This window comes from Flavobacterium tructae (assembly GCF_001853485.1).
Lineage (GTDB): Bacteria > Bacteroidota > Bacteroidia > Flavobacteriales > Flavobacteriaceae > Flavobacterium > Flavobacterium tructae.
In genome coordinates this window covers 857806-878996 of record NZ_MIKE01000011.1, presented here as the reverse complement: position 1 = coordinate 878996, position 21191 = coordinate 857806, and the positions used below count along the sequence as shown (strand labels likewise).

The window sequence follows — 21191 nt, the reverse complement described above, 5'->3', positions numbered from 1 at the left end:
AATTACAATAGAAGTAAAATCATTTAATTTTTAAACCATAAAAAAGCATCTAATGATTCACCTGTTAACAGATATAGAGGTAAAAAAGAATAAGGCTCTTATTTATGAATTCCTTCTTAATCTTGACAAGGAAAAATATTGCCAATGGCACCCGGCACACAAGGAATTTGCAGTGATTAAAAGAACAGAGAAAGAACTTGGAAGTATTCTTTATTTCAAAGAAATTGTTGATGAAACAACAGTAAATTACAAATGGCGTATAATTGAACTAACTGAAAATAAGTTGATAAAAATGAAAGCTTTGTATTTCTATCCTATCTATCTTACTATAGCCTTAGAAAGCATTTCTCAAAACAAGACTATTGTTCATCATTATTTAGAGATTGGCTATAGTATTAAATTTTTAAATTTAATCATTGATTGGGCTGTTGGCCATTCTTTGTTCTCCCTAAAAAAAAGAAAATCACAACAACTACACGCTATTGAGGAATATACGAATTTGGAAAACTTGCTAAATTGATATCTTATTATATTAAACTTGTAGACACCGATTAATCAAAATTTAAAAACCCTATTTTGTTTATTACACAAAATAGGGTTTTGTTATTCTAAAAAACGATAATTTAAATCTGCTTTAATTTTACAGATATTTATTTACAGCTAGTTTATAATTTTATATAATTTATCAGACAATCTAACTCTGAAAGGAACTTCAAAAGTAACTTTATCACCAATTTTAGCGGTTGAAGTTTCGGCTCCGTTCACAATCAGTCTTTCTAAAACCATTTCCTGATTACCGGTTGTTGGTCCTGAAATTAAGATTTTGTCACCACTGTTTAACTCTTGGTTTTCAATGGTAAACTGTGCCACCTGTGCTTTTACATAATAATGTTCTGCTTTTCCAAGAAGTACTTTTTTTACTTTTACTTTCTGACGAATATCAACAGGTTTTTCTGCTGCGGCCAAAGCTGTATTGGGTAAATCGCCTGAATGTTTGAATTTCAAATTTTCCGATTTTCCTTTTCTGAAAACTTTGTTTCCAACTTGTTTTCCGGTTCTCAATCGAACCTGATCTACTAAAGGCAGGTGGATAATTTCCAGACATTCTGTTGAACAACAGTTTTCCATTGCCGATTTACATTCATCACACTGAATAAATAATAAATGACAGCCATCGTTTTCACAATTGGTATGATTGTCACAAGGTTTTCCGCATTGGTGACATTGCGAAATAATATCTTCTGTAATTCTTTCCCCTAAACGATTATCAAACACAAAGTTTTTTCCGATGAATTTGCTTTCCAGTCCTTCTTCCTCAATTTGTTTGGCGTAATTAATGATACCGCCTTCTAATTGATAGACATTTTTAAAACCCTGGTGCTTAAAATAGGCACTTGCTTTTTCGCAACGAATTCCTCCGGTGCAATACATCACAAGGTTTTTATCTTCTTTATGATTTTGAAGCTGTTCGTTGATGATTGGTAAACTTTCTCTAAAAGTTTCAACATCGGGAGTAATTGCATTTTTAAAGTGCCCTACTTCACTCTCGTAGTGATTTCTAAAATCAACCACAATTGTATCAGGATCGTCAAGAATGGCATTAAATTCTTTGGCTTTCAGGTGAACGCCAATATTGGTTACATCAAAAGTTTCGTCATTCAAACCGTCGGCAACAATTTTGTGACGAACTTTGATCGTTAGTTTTAAAAAGGAATGGTCATCATGTTCTACGGCTTCATTCAAACGAATGCCTTTCATGAAATCATATACTTCCAGAGTTTCTCTAAAAGCCTCCAAATTTTCGGCAGGAATACTCATTTGAGCATTAATACCTTCGTTAGCCACATAAATTCGGCCTAAAGCATCAAGCTTGTTCCAGGCAATAAATAAATCGTCGCGAAATTTTTTGGGATCTTCAATTTTGGCATACGCATAGAAAGACAACGTTAGTCGTTGTTTACCGGCATCATCGATCATGATGGCTCTTTCTTCTGCGCTCAAAGTGTTATACAGTTGCATGCTATAAACAGTTTTAAGTTAAGAATAAGTTTGATTTTTTAAAATCTGGTGCAAAAGTACCATTTATTTTCAGATTAAAAATTCTATTAACATTTCATCTCATTTTTTCATCTCAGAAAAAAGCCCCAAATTTATAGATGCTTGTTATTTTATCATTCAAAAGTCCGTCCTGTTTCTGCAAAAGGTTAATTCAAATACCGTTGTAACTAAGCAGAACAGTTGCGGAAATTCTTTTTTTACTTTTTGCCAAAAAAATGTTAACTTAGCGATGCACATATTTGGTTTCTAGTTAGTTGAATATTAATATATCTTAATATAAATTAAAAATGAACAAATTTTATCCTTCTGCAATCCTACTCCTTTTCTTTCTTTCAGCCTGTAAAAAAGAAACTCCGCCACCACCCAAACCACTTGAAATTTCAGTTCTTACTGTTTTAAATCAGGATGTAAATGTAGAATCGGAATACACCGGCCAGACCTATGGTCAGTCAGACATTCAGATAAATCCTCGTGTTGACGGTATTATTATGAGTCAAAATTTTAAAGAAGGTGGTTTTGTTACCAAAGGACAATTATTGTACACTATTGACCCACTTCCTTATAAAACCAAAATGGACGAAGCTGCAGGGGCACTGGCAGAATCGCAAGCCGGTTTGGCAAAAACCAAAGCCGATTTAGACATGATAGCGCCATTAGCAAAGATAAATGCTGTTAGTCAAAGAGAGTTAATTTCGGCTAAATCAGCCTACAGTGCATCTCAGGCTAAAATTAAAGCGTCTCAGGCTTCTCTGGAAAATTCAAAAATCGAACTGGGTTATTGCCGTATTATCGCACCAATTTCAGGTTTAATCGGAATATCAAAAGTAAGAGTAGGCGATTATGTGAGACCTGGTGCGGCATCAGTTCTAAACACAATCTCCGATTTAGGCGATGTCAGGGTTCGATTTACCATGAGCGAACAGGAATTTCTTCGTTTGTTTAGAGAATTCAACAAACCTAATTCTTCTTTAAAAGGTTCCGGCGCTGTGGTTTCTCTAAAATTATCCGACGGTTCGACTTATCCTGAAACGGGTAAAGTCAGTTTCGCCGACAGACAGATTGATCCTTCTACGGGCGCGATAACATTTGAAGCGGCATTTTCAAATCCTGATAAATTATTACGACCGGGACAATATGTAAAAATCGGATTGCTTACAGACATTCGTAAAGATGCGATCGTAATTCCGCAACGTGCTGTTATTGAAGTACAGGGTATTTATCAGGTTTATGTATTAGGCAAAGACAATAAAGTCAACATGCAAATCGTAAAACCCGGTCCGGCTGTAAAAGATGGTTACGTAATAGAAGATGGCTTAAAACCCGGAGACAAAATAGCTATGGGAGGTACTTCATTATTAAAAAATGGAAGTCCTATTACACCAAAAGTAATTCAATGGCAATTGGGTCAGACACAAGCTGCGGCAACTAAATAACTTATACACCACGTATCATGGGAGAATTTTTCGTTCGAAGACCAATTGTTGCTATTGTAATGAGTATTATTATTGTGATACTCGGATTGCTGGCATTACAAAAAACACCTATTTCGCAATATCCCGACATTAACCCGCCTGTTGTTAAAATCAATACGAGTTTTACAGGTGCCAATTCGCTGAATGTTGAACAAGCAGTTGCTACACCTATTGAACAAAAAGTAAATGGTGTGGAAAATATGCTGTACATGAAATCTACCAATACTTCTGATGGTGCCTGTACCATTGAGGTAACTTTTGATGTGGGTACTAATTTGGATAATGCCAATATGCTCACTCAAAACAGGCAAAATCAATCTTCCCCTTTTATGCCTTCCAGTGTAAAACAGCAAGGGGTTGTGGTAAAAAAATCCTTGTCCTTCCCGATGATGCTGTTTACTGTTACCTCAAACAATCCGAAATACGACGCTAAATTTCTAAACAATTATGCCAGTATCAATATTGTTGATCAGCTGGCTCGTATAAAAGGTGTTGGAGAGGTTGCTCTTTTTGGAGGCAGTGACTATTCAATGCGTATCTGGTTAAAGGCCGATGTCATGAGCAAACTGGGTGTTACGGTTGATGATGTAAAAAATGCCCTGAACGCCCAAAACATGATTAGTCCCGGAGGAAAATTCGGGGCAGAACCCGCCCCTCCGGGTACTGAGTTTACTTATGGTGTTACGCTTCAGGATCGTCTGGTAACGGAAAAACAATTTGGAGAAATCGTTGTTCGAAGTAAAAAAGACGGTGCACAGGTTTTACTCAGCGATATTTCCCGAATTGAACTGGGAACTGAAAACTACAGTTCGTCTGCACGCCGAAACAGTTCACCAAGTGCGGTAATGGCGGTTTATCAAATGCCCGGAAGTAATGCGCTTGAAGTAGCTGAACTGGCTAAAAAAGCCATGAAAGACCTTTCTGGAAAATTCCCAAAAGATATCGAATATCAGGAATCACTCGATACAACGCTTGCTATTACTGCCGGAGTCGAAGATATTGTTCACACCCTCTTTGAAGCGGTCATACTGGTAATTCTGGTGGTGTTTATCTTTCTGCAAAACTGGCGTGCTACCTTAATTCCTCTAATAACGGTTCCTGTTTCCTTAGTGGGAACCATTGCCGTTTTTCCATTATTAGGATTTTCGATAAACACACTTTCACTCTTAGGATTGGTATTGGCCATTGGTATTGTAGTCGATGATGCTATTGTTGTGGTAGAAGCCGTTATCCATCATATCGAAAAAGGCAAAAGTCCGCGGGAAGCCACCATTCAGGCAATGAAAGAAGTATCAGGTCCGGTAATTGCCATTGCCTTAATTTTGATTGCTGTTTTTGTACCGGTTGCCATGACTCCGGGAATCACGGGTCGCTTTTATCAGCAGTTTGCCATCACCATTGCGGTATCGGTAGCGTTCTCAGCCATTAGTGCATTGTCTCTAAGTCCTGCTTTATGTGCCATGTTATTAAAACCCACCAAACCAATCGAAGAACAAACCGGATGGCTGGCCAAATTTTTCGCCGGTTTTAACCGAATTTTCGAAAAAGTTACCGGAAGATACCTAACAGGAGCTACTTTCTTTGCCAAAAAATCAATGCGAATTGTAGTCTTACTGGCCGTTATTATGGCTGCCGTTGTAGTATTAGGCAAAAAAATTCCGTTAGGCTTTATTCCCGAAGAAGATCAGGGTTATGTATTGGTCAATATGTCACTACCTCCAGCCTCTTCCTTACAGCGTACAGATGAAATATCGCGAAAAGTGGACCGTTTTTTAAAAGAAGAAAAATCCATATTATCGTATACCACCATCAACGGGTTTAGTATGCTTACCAATTCTTACCAGCCGAACAGTGCCTTTATTTTCATCTCATTAAAACCCTGGGAAGAAAGAGACGAAACTTCTAAGCAATTTGTAGACCGCTTAAACAAAAAATTTGCGACTCAAATCACTACTGCCTCCGTATTCGGATTTGGTCCTCCAGCCATTCAGGGTCTGGGTGCTTCCGCAGGTTTTAGTTTAATGCTGCAGGACAAAGGTGGCAATACTCCACAGTACCTGGCGGAACAGACTCAGGCTTTTATAGCCGCCGCTCAACAACGTCCGGAAATAAAACGAATCTATACCACTTTTAATGCCGGTTCTCCACAAATCAAATTGGATATTGATAACGACAAAGCCATGAAACTCGGTGTTCCGGTCTCGAAAGTTACCGAAGCTTTAGGTGCCTTTTTAGGGGGAAGTTATGTAAATGACTTTAATCGTTTTGGACGTCAATACAAGGTTTTCATACAAGGTGAAGCCGTTAATAGGGTAAAACCCGAAGATTTAAACCTGATTTATATCAGAAATAATGATGGTGATATGCTTCCTATTTCCACGTTGGTAACCGCTACAAAAGTTATGGGTCCCGATTTTACCAATCGTCTCAATCTGTTCCGATCTGCCGAAATTGGCGGAAGTCCGAATGACGGTTACAGTAGCGCACAAGCTTTGGAAGCTTTAGAAGAAGTAGCCCAACAAACCCTGCCGGCAGATATGGGTTACGATTACATCAACCTTTCGTATCAGGAAAAACATTCACCTGGCGGAAGTTCCGTGTTTATCATGGCGCTCGTATTTGTGTTCCTCATACTTGCCGCACAATATGAAAGCTGGAAATTGCCTTTCAGTGTATTACTTGGTGCGCCTTTTGCTGTTTTTGGAGCCTTTTTGGGACTGCTATTAGCCAGAATCGGTAGCGATGCTTACGTTAACAATGTTTTTGCTCAAATTGGGTTAGTGCTCTTAATCGGATTGGTCGCGAAAAATGCGATCCTTATTGTGGAATTTGCCAAAGAAGAATACGAAAAAGGAAAACCGCTGTACGAATCGGCTATGGTGGCAGCAAAACTTCGTTTCCGTCCAATTCTCATGACGGCCTTTGCTTTTATTCTTGGTGTTGTTCCGCTCTTAACGGCTACGGGTGCGGGCTCTCAGGCACGTATTGTAATGGGAATGGCGGTATTTAGCGGTATGTTAATCGCCACTGTTTTGGGTGTATTAATTGTACCCGGCTTGTTTGTCATGATTGAAAACATCGGAAAAAAGAAAAAAGATACTATCGCAACGACGGAAAATAATAAGGACTCTAATACCACTGGCCATGATGATTAAGAAATATAAAATAATAGCCATTATCCTTCTACTCTCCTTATTGCCTGTAGGCTGTATGGTGGGGCCTAAGTATAAAAAGCCAGAACAGCTAAAGTCTGATTCTTATCAACACGAGCGAAATTTAGACAGTCTCGCCTCGGTCGTCAACTTAAAATGGTTTGATTTATTTAATGATGATGTTTTAAAAGACCTGATTACAAAGGGGCTTCAGAATAATTATGATTTAAAAATTGCAGTTACCAGAATCGATCAGCTTAGGGCTCAACTAGGATACTCTAAAACAAATCTATTGCCCTCTTTTCAATATGGAGCAACTATAAACAGCAACGAAAAGAATCTGACGCCGTCAAATGTCGGTGCAAACATGTCCTGGGAAATTGATTTTTGGGGAAGATACCGTCATGAAAATAAAGCAGTACAAAATGAACTTCTGGCTACTGAGGAAGCCCGTAAAGTTGTACTTTCAAATATTGTGAGTGATATTGCTACGGCTTATTTTCAGCTGCGAAATTTCGACGATCAGTTAGAGATCGCACAACATACCCTCTCTACCCGCGAAAAATATTATGAAATTATAAACCAAAGATTCAAAAGCGGTTATATCTCTGAGGTAGACAAAGCACAAATCGAACAACAGGTTGCGATCGCCGAAGCAACTATTCCAAACATTAAAAGACAGATAACGGTTCAGGAAAATATTATTTCTCTACTTACCGGTCAGCTTCCATCGCAAATTCCCAGAGGAAAATCCAACACCGAATTGCGAATAGTAAGCGAAATCCCCTTGTCAATTCCGTCTGCTCTATTAGAAAACAGACCTGATGTGAAAGCGGCAGAATTAAAATACAAAGCCTCCAATGAAAGAATCGGAACCGCTCAGGCGATGCGCTTTCCTTCTTTTAATCTCGCAGCTATTGCAGGATTCGCCAGCGCCGACTTAAGCAATTTGTTTTTAGGAAGTTCTTATTCACAAAATGCCTCTGCAGGAGTCACCGGCCCCATATTTGCTTTTGGAAGAAACAAACGCAGGGTAGAAATATACAGACAACAGGCTGAAGAACTCAAATTTACCTATCAAAAAACATATATTTCTGCTGTTAATGAAGTAGAACAATCTATTCAGAACATCAAAACCTACAAAGAAGAATGGAGCGCCCGAAACCGACAGGTTAAGGCGGCTTTAATAAACTATAAACTATCCTACGAAAGATATGACAGCGGTTATGTTTCGTATCTGGAAGTTTTAGATGTCGAAAGCAACTTGTTTCAGGCGCAATTAAGTCTATCACAATTATCTGAAAGACAATTAAGTTCAATGGTTCAATTGTACAAAGCCCTTGGCGGGGGATGGAGTCCGTAAAGGTTCTAAGCTGCTGAGATTCTAAGGTACTAAGGTTTTAAAAGGGGATAAAACAACAAAAAGCACTATTTTCATAGTGCTTTTTGTTATAACTCTTTGTACCTCTGTCGCTTTGTACCTAAAACCTTAGAATCTCAGCAACTCAGAACCTTAGTCCCTAAATTAACAAAACTCGTTAAAAGCGTCTTTCAAATTCTCAGCGATTAATTCAGCCGGACGACCTTCGATGTGGTGACGCTCTAACATGTGAACTAATTCTCCGTTTTTGAACAAAGCCATAGATGGCGATGATGGAGGGAAAGGGAACATATGTTGTCTTGCAGCATCAACAGCTTCTTTGTCAACACCAGCGAAAACTGTAATTAAGTGATCTGGTTTTTTAGCTCCTTCTAAACTCATTTTTGCTCCCGGACGTGCATTTCTTGCAGCACAACCACAAACAGAGTTTACAACAACTAAAGTGGTACCTTCAGCTTTGATAGCATTATCAACTGCTTCTGCACTATGTAAATCTTGAAAACCAGCAGCTGTTAATTCAGCCTCCATAGGTTTTACCATTTCTTGTGGATACATATTTCTTATTTTTAAATTTTACTTTTGATTTGCAAAGTTACGAAGTTTACCCGCAACTACTTAATTTGTGGTATAAAGTTTTGTTATAGTTCAATTGATTTAATCGAAAGCTGTAAAGTCATAAAAAACAAACACTTAAAACAATCTATTGTTTGGTGAATTTCTTCTGATATGGATAAGTCTCATAAATCGTATTGTCTTCATTAAGAGAAAACCCCTTAGCAGCATCATCTCTCGCAATGCCAACCAAAGCGACGACTTCTTCTCTTGGTTTACCCTGCTTTAACCAGCAAACCGCTTTATAATATTTCACATCCGAAAATTCAGGATATACTTTGAGCGCTTTATCAAAAATAACAAGTGCTTCGTCCCATTTTTTGAGCTCGTATTTGGCAATTCCCTGATAAAAATACGCAGTAGGATGTTCTAATTGTTGTCTGTTTTTGTAAATATCATTTACATAATCGTCAAACAGCTTTTCGGCTTTGTCATATTCATTCAATTGCAAATAACAAAGCCCCATATAAAAACTATAGGTATGATCCATAACATAACTGTTTCCGTAAAGTTTAATGCATTCTTCAAAATCAACAATCGCACTTTTATACGTTTTCGCAAAAATACATTTTATAAAAGCCCGGTACGGAAGCCATTCTTGTTTATTATAACGAACGGCTTTATCCAGAAAAGGCATTCCGACTTCGTATTTCTTGCATTTAAAATAGGGCATTGCTTTTTGCTGCCAGAGATAAGCAACAGTACTGTCTTTTTTTAGTCCCTGATCAAGACATTCCTGCCATTCAGCCATTTCAAAAACATAATTGTGTTTTTCCGCACAATTGGTTAAAAACTCTTCAACAATTGCATCATGTACTTTGTTTGCAGATACTTGTGCAAAAGTGGTAATCGAAAAAAAGAAACTGAATCCTAAAATAATGTTTTTCAAAGGTTATTGGTTTAAGTTAAATTTATTTAGCAGAAAAATCACTCTAAATAACGCTTTTATAAATGGCACTTTAGGACACTTTAAAATAACTTTAACATCCTCGATCAAACTAGTTTCCTCGTCTAAAAACTTAAAAATTAATTGTGGATCTCCTTTTTTGAACAAGGACGAAAAAATACCGCTTCCCAATTCATTATGACGATACAGAATGTCCAAAAGCAGTAAATCGTAAAACCAGAATCGGCTTCTTTTATGAAATGATGTCATCTTAATTGATGAGGAAGAATAGAGAAACTCCACCAAATCAGTTGATTTTTTATCGGCACTTTTAAAAGTATAACCTGTACTGGCTTTGGTCCACCCTCCGGCAGTTCCAATGTTCAAAACTCTTTTGGTATTCTTCTTCCAGAACGGATAACAAGTCATCGGGATGCTTCCCTGCTCCTTCTCTACAATTTCATACTGCTCAATACCTCGTTTTTCTAAATAGATCTGAATCTCGTTTTCATACTCCGCCGTTGAAAGCAATTTCTCCGAAAATAAGGTATATTCAACCAAAGCTTCGGTTTTAGAAACCGGCAATACATACATAAATCTAGTATTCCCTTTTTGTACTACCGAAAAATCCATGAAAGTAGCCTGTTCCGGATTGAAGACTTCCTTTTCGGTTTTCACATACCATCCCACAAAATGCTGTTGCAGAACGGGATATTTCATTTGACTTAATGCGGTTGATGAGGTATAAATACTATTCAGTAAATAATTACAAGTGTACCTATTCTCTTCTGAACCTACAAAAACATGGGTTTCGAGTTCGTTGATATTCGTTACTTTCTCGTTTAAAAAAGTAATATTCGGATGTTTGGAAAGCTCTTCAAAAACAAAATCATAAAAATCCAATCCCCGAATTTGATGGTACTGATAGGGTATCAGGTTTAAATCACGTTTGAAATTTTCGTTAGCAAACAAGGCCGAATCCCATTTTTTAAGAACAATTGGACTCCAGACCGAATCTTCTTTCTCCCAAAAGCACCAGGTTCGGTCATTGGTCTTTTTTACATCCTGATCCAACAACAAAACCGATTTATGGGCAAAGTTTCCCGACAGTACCATTTTGTAAACGGTCATCAAAGCAGCTAAACCCGTTCCGGTAAAAATGTAATCGAAGTGTTTGATTTGTGAGGATTGCATCTTCAAAAATAAGGAATTTTATTTTTGCAGCTTTTCTAAGAGCAGGTTAAAATCGACAGGTTTCAAGTAACTGTTATACTGAGCAATAATTTCATACTCTTCATTCAAAACACATAAAACCGGATACACAAGCTGTCCGTTTACGGTGCCAAGCTGCAAAGCCAGTTCATGAACCCCAACATTGTTTCCTGAAGGTTTGTATTTAAAGGTATGTTTGTTAAAGGTAATCGCTCTCTTTTCTTCGGCATTCAAATCGATGAAGTAGAAGTCTGAATTGAGTTTTTCACTCACTTCCTGATTTTTAAACGTCGCATTTTTCATTCTCTGGCAATACTGACACCAATCGGTATGAATGAAAACAATGATTTTTCGTTTTTGAGTTTGTTGTAAAGCAGCTACTTCCTCAAAAGTTCTGCTTTTTAACTGGCAGAAACCTGTTGAAGTTATTCCGAAAAAGAAAATAAGTAGAAATAGTTTTTTCATTGTCTTTTTTGAGTCAAAGATTTTTTTTGCCACAGATTTCACAGATTAAAAGGATTATTTTTTTAAGTGTCTTGCTTTTTTTTATAGAACTTAACTATTCAATTCGTAAAACTCATAGAGCAGAAAAAATCCTAATAATCATTTGAATCTGTGGCTCATAAAAAACCTTTATCAATCTGTGGCTTATAAATTTACCTAAAATTGTATCGCAATCCTAAGAATCCTCGAATGGTCTGGTTTTGTCCGTAAACATAAGTAGTATCAAAAGTTAAACCGTATGGATTATCCGGTGTAACCAATACTTTTCCCGCCGAATCGTACTGTACATTTTTGTCAAAAGGGTCATTGGTTCTCGAAATCAAAAATGGATTATTCTGTTTTGGAGTAAAATTCAGCAAATTTTTGATTCCCCCGTAAAGTTCAAAATTCTTCCAGCCTGTAAACGTAAACTGAATATTCTGAATGCTGTACCAAGGTGAATTTGGATTTCTCGGATCGTACTCATTCAACAATGGCAATTTCATCGGACTGTAAACATTTCCGGTGTAATCAAGCACTAAATTCCAAGGGTTTATTTTATACGAGACACTCCAGGTTCCGGTAAATCTTTCGGTTAAGAACGGTCGCTGTGAAATTTTGTCCTGAACATTTTTATTATCTAAAACGGTTGCTCCTAAAATGAACTTTAAACCATTGGTGAAATTGACATCAATATTGGTACTGATTCCCTGACTGAGAGCATAACCATCGATATTGTCGTAAATGATCTTATTAGGATCGGTTTCGTAGTCTGAAATGATTTTATTACTGAAACGTGTATAAAAAGCCGTTGTTTCTATTCCGACAAAAACTCCGCTGTCAAAGTTTATTTTCTGAATATAGTTCAAATTAACGTTTACTGATTTTTCCGGTTTTAAATCACTTTTAAGCACAACATCTCGTGATCCCGTAAGCGCTGCATGATCTTCGGTAAACAAATTCACCACTCTGAATCCTGTTCCGGCATTTAACCTGAAAATCGTATTTTCATTTGCCTTAAAACGATACGCGAATCGGGGTGTAAAAATAGAACCATGAATAGAATTATAATCGTATCGCGCCCCTAACAAAACCTGACTCTTTGGAGAAAACGTTATTTCGTCCTGAACAAAAATTCCCGGCAACCAGGTTTTTTCGGCATTTTTTGTTGCCGGCGTATTGTCATCGTAGTAGGAATATCGGCTTGCTATTCCGGTAAGGAAATCATTACTTCCTATTTTTTTATCCCAGGTTAACTGCAGGAAGCCTATTTTTTGATTCGCAATATACGACGTCGTTCCGTAACGGCTGTCCTGATAATGTACATTCCCCGAGAACGATAACATCAGTTTTTCTTCAAAAGGCAGTTGGTAACTTCCAATTAATTCTCCTCTTTTCGTATAAATACTTTCACCGTAAATTTCATCACCTCCACGATATTTTCTTTCCCAACGAACATCTCCTCCCCAACGATCTTCATACATACCACGTGCTGCTATGGTAAAAAGACGGTTGTCGTTTCGATGAAAACTCCATTTATTAAAAACCGAAATCCTTTTAGAAAGCGTCACATCGGTGAAATTATCGTTGTCTTTATCGATAACCTGATCGTAATTGAAATAGTTAACTCCTAAAAGTGAAGTCGCCTTTTTTCCGGCATTAAATTTCATTCCCAGATCGAGATTATTTTCTAAATACGTTGTGGTAAAATAATCTGCCGAAAAAACCGGAGCGTTTGTTGGATTCTTGGTTATAATATTGATTAATCCCCCAACAGCCTCACTTCCGTAAAGGGAAGAAGCCGGACCTTTTACAATTTCTATTCTTTCTACCAGAGAATTCGGAATTCCGGACAAGCCATAAACCGTTGAAAGGCTGCTGACAATTGGCATTCCATCAATCAAAACCAAAGTATAGGGTCCTTCGAGACCGTTTATATGAATGTCTCCCGTATTACAAACACCGCAATTTAACTGTGGCCGAACGCCATTTATGTTTTGAAGCGCATCGTAAATACTCGGTGTTGGATTCTTCTTAAAAAAAACAGGGGAATAAACCTCAACCGGAACAGCACTTTCCAAACGTTTAACTGCTTTTAAAGTTCCCGAAACCACTACTTCATTCAATTGATTGTCTGTATCGTCCAATTCAAAATCATACGTTTGAATAGCATCCTTCCTTACGTCGATTTTCTTTTTTGAAGTCTGAAAACCTACTAGTGAAACCTGAAGCGTATAATTTCCAACCGGTACATTTTCGAAGTTATAATATCCTAAACTATCCGTAACCGATCTGTATTTTGTTCCCACTAAATGTACGTTTGCCAACTGCAATTGATGGCCATCACCTGAAATAATTCCGGAAACAGAATTGGTTTCCTGAGCAAATGAAAACTGCAAACAAAAGAAAAGCAGCATCAAAAATAGTTTTTTCATTATTATAAAATTAAATTTAGACAAAACTAAAAATTAAATTTGACAAATAGTGTTCCTGACGCAAAAAACTTTAATCTAACTTCAATTCAAGGTTTTGCAGCTATTTTAATCACATGGAATCGTTATCCGATTTAACCTAAAAATGATTCATCAATCAGTTCTCTATTAATCGAAGCCCCGGCAAAAGATCCGGAAGAAACAGCCATAGCAACAGATCGCGCCTGAATATGACAATCACCACTGGCAAAAACTCCGGGAATTGTTGTTTTTTGAAACGCATCTACTTTCAACAAACCTTGTTCTGTCAATTCACAGCCTAAAGCTTCCGGAAGTGGGCAATGTTGCTCAAAAGGCGCTCTGAAATAAATAGCTTTTACTTCAATTGCCACTTGACTTTTGAAAATAAGCTCCTGAATATCTCCGTTTTCCTGTTTTACGCCAGTAATCTCATCTTCTATAACCTTAATTTTATGTTGCTGTAAAATTTGAGATTGCGCTACGGTAAAAGTTGATTTTCCGTTCGTTAATATTCTTAAATCCTTCGTCCAGTTCGAAATTAGTTTTGCATATTCGAACCCCATATCACCATTAGCGATAATTGCTGTTTTTTCGTTTTTGACCTCATAGCCGTGACAATACGGACAATGCAATATTGAAATCCCCCAGCATTCGCTAAAACCGTCAATTTTGGGTAGTAAATCTTTTATTCCGGTTGCAAACAATAACTTTTTAGAAATGAACACTTTTCCGAATTCTGTTTTGATTTCAAATCCTTCTTTTGTTTTCAATGCCTGAATCGCTAATCCGTTATAAAAATGAACCGTATCGTAAAAATCAACCTGAATTAAAGCTTTCGCCGAAATAACGGCAGGTTTTTCACCATCTTGTGTGATGAAATTATGTGAATAAGGCGTTTGTCGGTTACAAGGCAAACCACTGTCTATCACCAAAACCTGTCGCAAAGAACGCCCCAGACTCATTGCAGCCGAAAGCCCGCTATAACTGCCGCCAATAATTATAACATCGTATTTATTGTTCTGTATCACTATATTCTATTTTTAAGAAGTTCTTGGTATGGGAAAAAGATCTTTCTTCGGGAAAAATCCATCCTGATAATCTACAATCTCATCTGGTGTACAAAGGCACTTTTCAAGCTCGTTAAGAATTTCTGTTTCTTTTATTTTCTGACCAATAAAAACAAGTTCATTGAGTCTGTCGCCGAAATTAGAAGTCCATCGTTCTTCTATAATATCCTGAAATTCAACAAAATTATTAAAGGTCATTCGTTCGCTTAACGGCATGCTTGCCCACCAGACTCCGGCCCCTTCGGCTTTCATTGATCCACCGGCCTGACTCCAGTTTATGGCTTGTTCCGGTCGGGATGCCATCCACAGCAGTCCTTTACTTCGAATGATGCTGGCGGGAAAATCGGATGTAAAAAAATTCCACAATCGATTGGGATGAAAAGGCCTGGGATCCCGAAATACAAAAGAACTAATTCCATATTCTTCTGTTTCAGGTGTATGAATACCTTCTAATTCCCGAATCCAACCCGCTGAATTCTCGGCTTCTTCATAATTGAATAATCCCGTGTTCATAATTTCGTTTGGATCTATTTTACCTGAAACCGAAGTGATTATTTTTGCCACAGGATTCAGCTTTTGAATAGAAGTTCTCAAAAACTCCAATGATCTGATACTAACGAGATCTGTTTTATTCAAAATGATAACATTAGCAAATTCTACCTGATCTACCAGAAGGTTGACGATCGTTCTATTGTCATTTTCAAGATCGGATAAGTTTTGCTCCCGCAGTGTTTTGGCCGAACCAAAATCTTTAAAAAAATTAAAACTATCTACAACAGTCACCATGGTATCGATGTAACTGAATCTGGACAAGTCAATATTTTCCTCTTCGTTCACAAAAGAGAAAGTCTGCGCTACCGGAATGGGCTCGCTGATACCTGTACTTTCGATAAGCAAATAATCAAACCTGTTTTCTTTGGCCAGTTTTTCAACTTCAAGCATTAAATCTTCTCGCAGGGTGCAGCAAATACAGCCATTGGTCATTTCGACCAGTTTTTCTTCCGTTCTGGACAAGGTATACTCCTTCTTCACAAGCTGTGCGTCTATATTAACTTCACTCATGTCATTTACGATAACAGCAACTTTAAGGTTTTCTTTGTTGTGAAGAATATGATTGAGAAGTGTTGTTTTTCCTGCGCCAAGAAATCCGCTTAAAACGGTTACGGGTAGTTTTTTCATTACTAAATGTGTTTGTGGTTTTTATAATTTAGAAGATGTCCGATAATCATTCCGATACCGCCAATAAAAATCAGATCCAAATGAACATCCAGTATCATTTCACTCAGAATACTGATCCAAATCAGAGATATCGATAAAATCAAAGTTATAGCGACCAAAAGACTTGATTTTTTAATAATTTTGACAATTGCAATTAAACCTATTGAAGCAAAGGTCAAATCGATAAATGGATTATGACTAATGCCCAAAGGCAAAATAGTAAGTAGCGGAAATATCAGACAATGAACCAGACAAATGGCAGCACTTGAGATTCCTAGTATATCGTAAAAAGGTGTCGTTGTTTTCTTCATTTTCAGTACATTTGCTTAATGCAATTATGTTGCAAATATAGAATTTTATTTTTAATGCAACATTGTTGCGTTAATTTTTTTAATGCTCTAAAAATGAAAACAACAAGAAATACAGCAGCAAAGACAGCGGTTCTAGAGATTTTTGACAAATCTAAAACCGCCTTGTCCCATACCGAAATTCACAAACAGATTGATGATTTGTGCGATCGTGTGACCGTCTATAGAATATTAGACCGCTTAGTAAATGAAGATATCGTTCATAAAATTGTGAATCTTGACGGTACCGTAAAGTATGCCAAATGCCATCATCATGCCCAAAGAGTACACATTCACAATCACGCTCATTTCAGTTGTGAAAAATGTCTCGAGGTCACTTGTCTGGAAAATGTAAAACCAAGCTATATTATTCCGCACAATTATAAAGTAAATGAGATAAACTTCACCTTGTCAGGATTGTGTCCGAATTGTTTGAATTCAAACAATTAAGATTTAGACTTGTCTAAAAATATTGTTGTGCAGATGTAATTTATCCCTATATTTGTTCAAACAACATTTTTACAATGACCAAATCTTTAGAAGAAGTACACCAATCGGTTGCAACACAACATAAAAAAACAGGATTTAGAAAAATATTAGCCTTTTTAGGACCGGCTTACCTGGTAAGTGTCGGTTATATGGACCCCGGAAACTGGGCGACAGATATTGCCGGCGGAAGTCAGTTTGGGTATTCTTTACTTTGGGTTTTACTAATGAGTAATTTGATGGCGTTGCTCCTTCAAAGCTTAAGTGCAAGGCTTGGAATTGTGACTCAACGTGATTTGGCGCAGGCATCGCGGGAGACTTACTCCAGATCTATCAATTACATTTTATACTTTTTAGCCGAAATTGCTATTGCCGCCTGTGACCTTGCCGAAGTTCTGGGAATGGCGATCGGAATTAATCTTTTGTTTGACATACCATTAATCGAGGGGGTTTTAATTACCGTATTGGATACTTTCTTATTGCTATTCCTGATTAACAAAGGAATCCGAAAAATGGAGGCTTTTATTATTGTATTGGTAGCGATCATTGGTTTCTCTTTTATATTCGAAATGATTTTTGCAGAACCTGAACTGGATAAAGTTATTTACGGTCTGGTTCCTTCAATTCCAAGTTCTGCCGCTTTGTACATTGCCATCGGAATTATTGGTGCCACGGTGATGCCTCATAATTTGTATTTACATTCATCACTCGTACAAACCCGAAAATTCGACAGGACTCCGGCCGGAATCAAGCAGGCATTGAAATACAACTTTATAGATTCGACTATCGCCTTAAATCTGGCCTTTTTTGTAAATGCAGCCATTCTGATCCTTGCAGCTGCTACTTTTTACAAAAACGGAATGTTTGAAGTGGCTGAAATTCAGGATGCGCATCAATTTCTCGAACCTTTACTGGGAACTAAATGGGCGCCAATTCTATTTGCGGTAGCTTTAATTGCTGCAGGACAAAGCTCAACAGTAACAGGAACTTTAGCCGGTCAGATTGTAATGGAAGGTTACCTGAATTTACGCATCCAGCCTTGGGTACGAAGAATTTTAACACGATTGATTGCCATCGTGCCTGCCGTAGTAGTCATTTTAATTTATGGCGAAAGCGTAACAGGAAAATTATTGATTCTAAGTCAGGTTATTCTGAGTTTACAGCTTGGTTTCGCGATTATTCCGCTAATTCATTTCGTGAGCGATAAAACCAAAATGAAAGGTTTTCATATTTCAAGAACGACACAGGTCGCCGCATGGATTATTGCTTCGATTATAGTAACTCTGAATGCAAAGCTGGTATATGACGAAATCACTTCGTGGCTGCAAAACTCTGATAATCCAACCTTTCTCTGGTTGACAGTAGTTCCGCTTGCCTTTGGATTTCTGGCTTTATTGCTTTACATCGTATTCAAGCCTTTTGTGACGAGAATAAAGTCAAATATCGAGAATCATTCTCCACATCATTTAAAATTAGTCTATACGCCAAAAGAAAGCTATGGCAAGAAAAATATAGCGATTACAGTCGATTTTTCTAAGGCAGATGAAGTTGCGCTCAACAATGCCTTTGAACTGGGCGGAATCGACGCGCAATACACCTTAATTCACATCGTTGAAACTGTTGGAGCTTTGATGTATGGAGGCAATGTCGACGATCATGAAACGACTATCGACGAAAAGCTATTATTAGAATACAAAGAGATGCTGTCTTTAAAAGGTTTCAAAATCGAAACAGAACTTGGCTTTGGAAAACCCAACAGTGTTATTCCGGAAATTATCAATTTTGGTAATTTCGACATTTTAGTAATGGGAACCCATGGCCACACCGGACTAAAAGATATTTTGTTTGGCACAACAGTAGACAAATTGAGACACAAAATTTCTATACCTTTGCTAATTGTTAAATAAAGTGGCTAAGGTTCTAAGCTGCTAAGGTCCTCAGGTTTTCTGTTAGAGTCCTTTAACTTAGCAACTCAGAACCTCAGAACCTTAGAACCTCAAAAAAAATGACTTTTTCAGAAGAAAACTATCTTAAATCCATATACCACCTTACAGCTTCAAACGATGCTGAAGTGAGCACTAATGCCATTGCTGAAATGATGGAAACTAAAGCTTCATCAGTTACTGATATGCTTAAAAAATTGTCGGAGAAGGATTTAGTCAACTATAAAAAGTATCAGGGTGTTTCGCTGACGGAGAATGGAAAGCTGGCCGCCAAAATGATCGTTAGAAAACATCGCTTATGGGAAGTCTTTTTAGTAGAAAAACTCAACTTTTCCTGGGATGAAGTTCATGATATTGCCGAACAGCTGGAACACATCAAATCCGAGCAACTGATTAATCGTCTGGATGACTTTTTGGGAAATCCGACCGAAGATCCTCACGGAGACCCGATTCCCGATGCCAACGGACGGATTGTTAAAATCGAAAAACAATTGCTTTCAGAATTAACAGAATATCAAACCGGGGTTTGTGTGGGTGTAAAAGATACTTCCTCAGAGTTTTTAAAGTATCTGGACAAACAAGGAATTGCTTTGGGTTCTAAAATTGATCTTTTATCGAAAGAATCGTTTGATTTATCCGTTAAAATTAAGGTTGATGGACGGGAATTGTCTATTTCGAATAAAATTGCGTCTAACTTGTTTGTCAAGCTGGTTTAGAGGTTTGTTATTCGTTAATGGATAAAGATTTTTTAGATCTCCATAAATGAGCCGAGCCTACGGGCTCTCAATCTTGTGGGAATTTATCGTTTGGACGGATTAAAATCCATCCCTACAAAATTAAAGAACGAGCCTATGGCTCTCTTTTAATCATAACTTCAGAGAAATGGCAAATGATATCGCAATAGATTTTAATTCGATAATCTGGAAACACACCATACCATTAAAGTTCCAAAGGAACGGAACATATTGTAGCAACGGATTTTAATCCGTTGACCCAAAAAATGCAAAAACACAATAGAGTTCCATCGGAACGAGGCCTTTGCTTCAAACCATTTCTCTACACAATAACCGTAACGATAAATAGTATACTTTAAACGATCCCTTTCTCGATCATTTCCAGCATAACCGGAGAAGCGTTTTTAAACGTCGGTGGCTGTTCGATAATACTTCCAGCATTCTTCTTGTTCACCTTAAACGTCAAGTCATTATCTGTGGTAAACAATAAAGCTGTTAAAAATGGATTTTTAATATAAGTTCCTAATACCAATAGGGCTTCGTCTAAGGTATGAACGCTTTCAATTTCTTCGGTTTTGTATCTGGTTGTTAAAGAAATAGAGAAGGTATTATCCTCATTCAAAACTAAACGAAAATAAATATTCTTAATCTCGGTATCTCCCATTGTTTTGGCCAAAGTCAATTTTGCGAAAGTTCCCGCCTGGATGCTTTCTTTAACTCGTTCACAAAAAAGGGCAAATATTGGTTCGTACATTTTTTTAAGGTTCTAAGGTTCTGAGATGCTGAGGTTCTAAGTTTTTAAAACCTCAGTCTATCATTTTATTGCAAAGTTGCACAAAGATTTATATAAGTTTTCTTTGTGAACCTCTGTGCTGTCTTCGTGTGACTTTGTGGAATAACTTATTTCCCAGTAAATTCAGCTTTACGTTTTTCTAAAAATGCCGTTGTTCCTTCTTTGAAATCCTGAGTTCCGAAACATTTTCCGAATGATTTAATCTCGGTATCAAAACCATTTTTACCATCGGTATAGTTCGCATTGATCGCTTTAATGGCTTTACCAATTGCAAATGGTGCATTTTTAATAATTTTTTGAGCGATTCCGGTAGTAAAATCCAAAAGCTCTGCTTGTGGCACTACATGATTCACTAAACCGTATTGTTTGGCCTCTTCTGCACCAATCATAGCAGCGGTCATAATCATTTCCATCGCGCGGCCTTTCCCTACTAATTGTGGTAAACGCTGCGTTCCTCCATAACCCGGAATCAATCCTAAAGTTACTTCCGGCAAGCCCATTTTAGCATTGTCTGAGGCTACTCTGAAATGACAAGACATTGCCAATTCCAATCCTCCACCAAGAGCAAAACCATTTACAGCCGCAATTACAGGTTTTTTCAAATTTTCAATAAGATCAAATAAAGTTTCCTGTCCTTCTGCCGCCAATTGCGCTCCTTCGATGATGGTATAATTGGCGAATTCCGAAATATCAGCTCCGGCTACAAATGCCTTCTCCCCACTTCCGGTGATAATGATAACACGAACATCATCATTTTTACCCAACAACTTCACTGCTTTACTTAAGTCACTGATCGTAGCTTTGTTTAACGCATTTAATTTGGTCGGTCTATTGATGGTTACGGTCGCAATTCTTTCTTCTATTGAGATTAAAATATTTTCGTAGTTCATGATG

The 21191-nt window shown here is 37.4% G+C and carries 18 protein-coding genes; 7 read left to right on the top strand and 11 right to left on the bottom strand.

What is annotated here, in order from left to right:
• The first annotated feature begins 52 nt into the window (after nt 1–52).
• On the top strand, nt 53–520 hold the full coding sequence (locus tag BHE19_RS05755) for a hypothetical protein (protein ID WP_070906300.1): 468 nt from the start codon (nt 53–55) through the stop codon (nt 518–520).
• Nucleotides 521–660: 140 nt separating this feature from the next.
• Here BHE19_RS05755 and trhO read toward each other — a convergent pair whose 3' ends face one another.
• On the bottom strand, nt 661–2019 hold the full coding sequence (trhO, locus tag BHE19_RS05750) for an oxygen-dependent tRNA uridine(34) hydroxylase TrhO (protein WP_070906299.1): 1359 nt from the start codon (nt 2017–2019) through the stop codon (nt 661–663).
• A 326-nt stretch (nt 2020–2345) separates the two neighbouring features.
• On the opposite strand from trhO, the gene BHE19_RS05745 reads away from it, so the two are divergent.
• The 3 genes from BHE19_RS05745 to BHE19_RS05735 are packed head-to-tail and all read left to right on the top strand — an operon-like array spanning nt 2346 to nt 8045.
• Nucleotides 2346–3491 (top strand): efflux RND transporter periplasmic adaptor subunit, encoded by a 1146-nt coding sequence (locus BHE19_RS05745; RefSeq protein ID WP_070906298.1) that lies wholly within the window; start codon nt 2346–2348, stop codon nt 3489–3491.
• 17 nt (nt 3492–3508) lie between these two features.
• Nucleotides 3509–6685 carry an efflux RND transporter permease subunit gene (locus BHE19_RS05740; RefSeq protein WP_070906297.1) on the top strand — a complete coding sequence of 1059 codons (3177 nt, stop codon included), beginning with the start codon at nt 3509–3511 and terminating at the stop codon, nt 6683–6685.
• On the top strand, nt 6675–8045 hold the full coding sequence (locus BHE19_RS05735) for a TolC family protein (RefSeq protein ID WP_233431358.1): 1371 nt from the start codon (nt 6675–6677) through the stop codon (nt 8043–8045). Before BHE19_RS05740 ends, BHE19_RS05735 begins: the two co-directional genes overlap by 11 nt.
• Nucleotides 8046–8207: 162 nt before the next feature.
• On the opposite strand, the gene BHE19_RS05730 is transcribed toward BHE19_RS05735, so the two are convergent.
• The 8 genes from BHE19_RS05730 to BHE19_RS05695 form a co-directional block, all read right to left on the bottom strand.
• Nucleotides 8208–8618 carry a BrxA/BrxB family bacilliredoxin gene (locus BHE19_RS05730; protein ID WP_017495842.1) on the bottom strand — a complete coding sequence of 137 codons (411 nt, stop codon included), beginning with the start codon at nt 8616–8618 and terminating at the stop codon, nt 8208–8210.
• A 145-nt stretch (nt 8619–8763) separates the two neighbouring features.
• Nucleotides 8764–9564 (bottom strand): tetratricopeptide repeat protein, encoded by an 801-nt coding sequence (locus BHE19_RS05725; RefSeq protein WP_070906295.1) that lies wholly within the window; start codon nt 9562–9564, stop codon nt 8764–8766.
• 3 nt (nt 9565–9567) lie between these two features.
• On the bottom strand, nt 9568–10755 hold the full coding sequence (locus tag BHE19_RS05720) for a lycopene cyclase family protein (protein WP_070906294.1): 1188 nt from the start codon (nt 10753–10755) through the stop codon (nt 9568–9570).
• 18 nt (nt 10756–10773) lie between these two features.
• Entirely contained in the window at nt 10774–11238 is a 465-nt protein-coding gene (locus BHE19_RS05715) for a thioredoxin family protein (RefSeq protein WP_070906582.1), read from the bottom strand.
• 191 nt (nt 11239–11429) lie between these two features.
• Nucleotides 11430–13691 (bottom strand): TonB-dependent receptor, encoded by a 2262-nt coding sequence (locus tag BHE19_RS05710; protein WP_070906293.1) that lies wholly within the window; start codon nt 13689–13691, stop codon nt 11430–11432.
• Nucleotides 13692–13822: 131 nt separating this feature from the next.
• The gene (locus tag BHE19_RS05705) at nt 13823–14734 is read right to left on the bottom strand and encodes an NAD(P)/FAD-dependent oxidoreductase (RefSeq protein WP_394332169.1); all 912 of its coding nucleotides are present in this window, start codon (nt 14732–14734) and stop codon (nt 13823–13825) included.
• A gap of 15 nt (nt 14735–14749) precedes the next feature.
• The gene (locus BHE19_RS05700) at nt 14750–15955 is read right to left on the bottom strand and encodes a GTP-binding protein (protein WP_070906291.1); all 1206 of its coding nucleotides are present in this window, start codon (nt 15953–15955) and stop codon (nt 14750–14752) included.
• A 2-nt stretch (nt 15956–15957) separates the two neighbouring features.
• Nucleotides 15958–16305, bottom strand: coding sequence for a MerC family mercury resistance protein (locus tag BHE19_RS05695; protein WP_070906290.1), 348 nt, complete (start codon nt 16303–16305; stop codon nt 15958–15960).
• A gap of 93 nt (nt 16306–16398) precedes the next feature.
• Between BHE19_RS05695 and BHE19_RS05690 the strand changes: the two genes are divergently transcribed.
• The 3 genes from BHE19_RS05690 to BHE19_RS05680 all read left to right on the top strand — a co-directional run bounded on the left by BHE19_RS05690 (nt 16399) and on the right by BHE19_RS05680 (nt 19486).
• Nucleotides 16399–16791, top strand: a complete 393-nt coding sequence (locus BHE19_RS05690; protein ID WP_017495834.1) for a Fur family transcriptional regulator — start codon at nt 16399–16401, stop codon at nt 16789–16791.
• A 74-nt stretch (nt 16792–16865) separates the two neighbouring features.
• Nucleotides 16866–18734, top strand: a complete 1869-nt coding sequence (locus BHE19_RS05685; RefSeq protein WP_070906289.1) for an Nramp family divalent metal transporter — start codon at nt 16866–16868, stop codon at nt 18732–18734.
• Between the two features lie 98 nt (nt 18735–18832).
• Entirely contained in the window at nt 18833–19486 is a 654-nt protein-coding gene (locus BHE19_RS05680) for a metal-dependent transcriptional regulator (RefSeq protein WP_070906288.1), read from the top strand.
• A 373-nt stretch (nt 19487–19859) separates the two neighbouring features.
• On the opposite strand, the gene BHE19_RS05675 is transcribed toward BHE19_RS05680, so the two are convergent.
• Both BHE19_RS05675 and BHE19_RS05670 read right to left on the bottom strand, forming a co-directional pair.
• On the bottom strand, nt 19860–20258 hold the full coding sequence (locus BHE19_RS05675) for a hypothetical protein (RefSeq protein WP_070906287.1): 399 nt from the start codon (nt 20256–20258) through the stop codon (nt 19860–19862).
• 146 nt (nt 20259–20404) lie between these two features.
• Nucleotides 20405–21187 carry an enoyl-CoA hydratase/isomerase family protein gene (locus tag BHE19_RS05670; RefSeq protein ID WP_070906286.1) on the bottom strand — a complete coding sequence of 261 codons (783 nt, stop codon included), beginning with the start codon at nt 21185–21187 and terminating at the stop codon, nt 20405–20407.
• Nucleotides 21188–21191 lie beyond the last annotated feature (4 nt).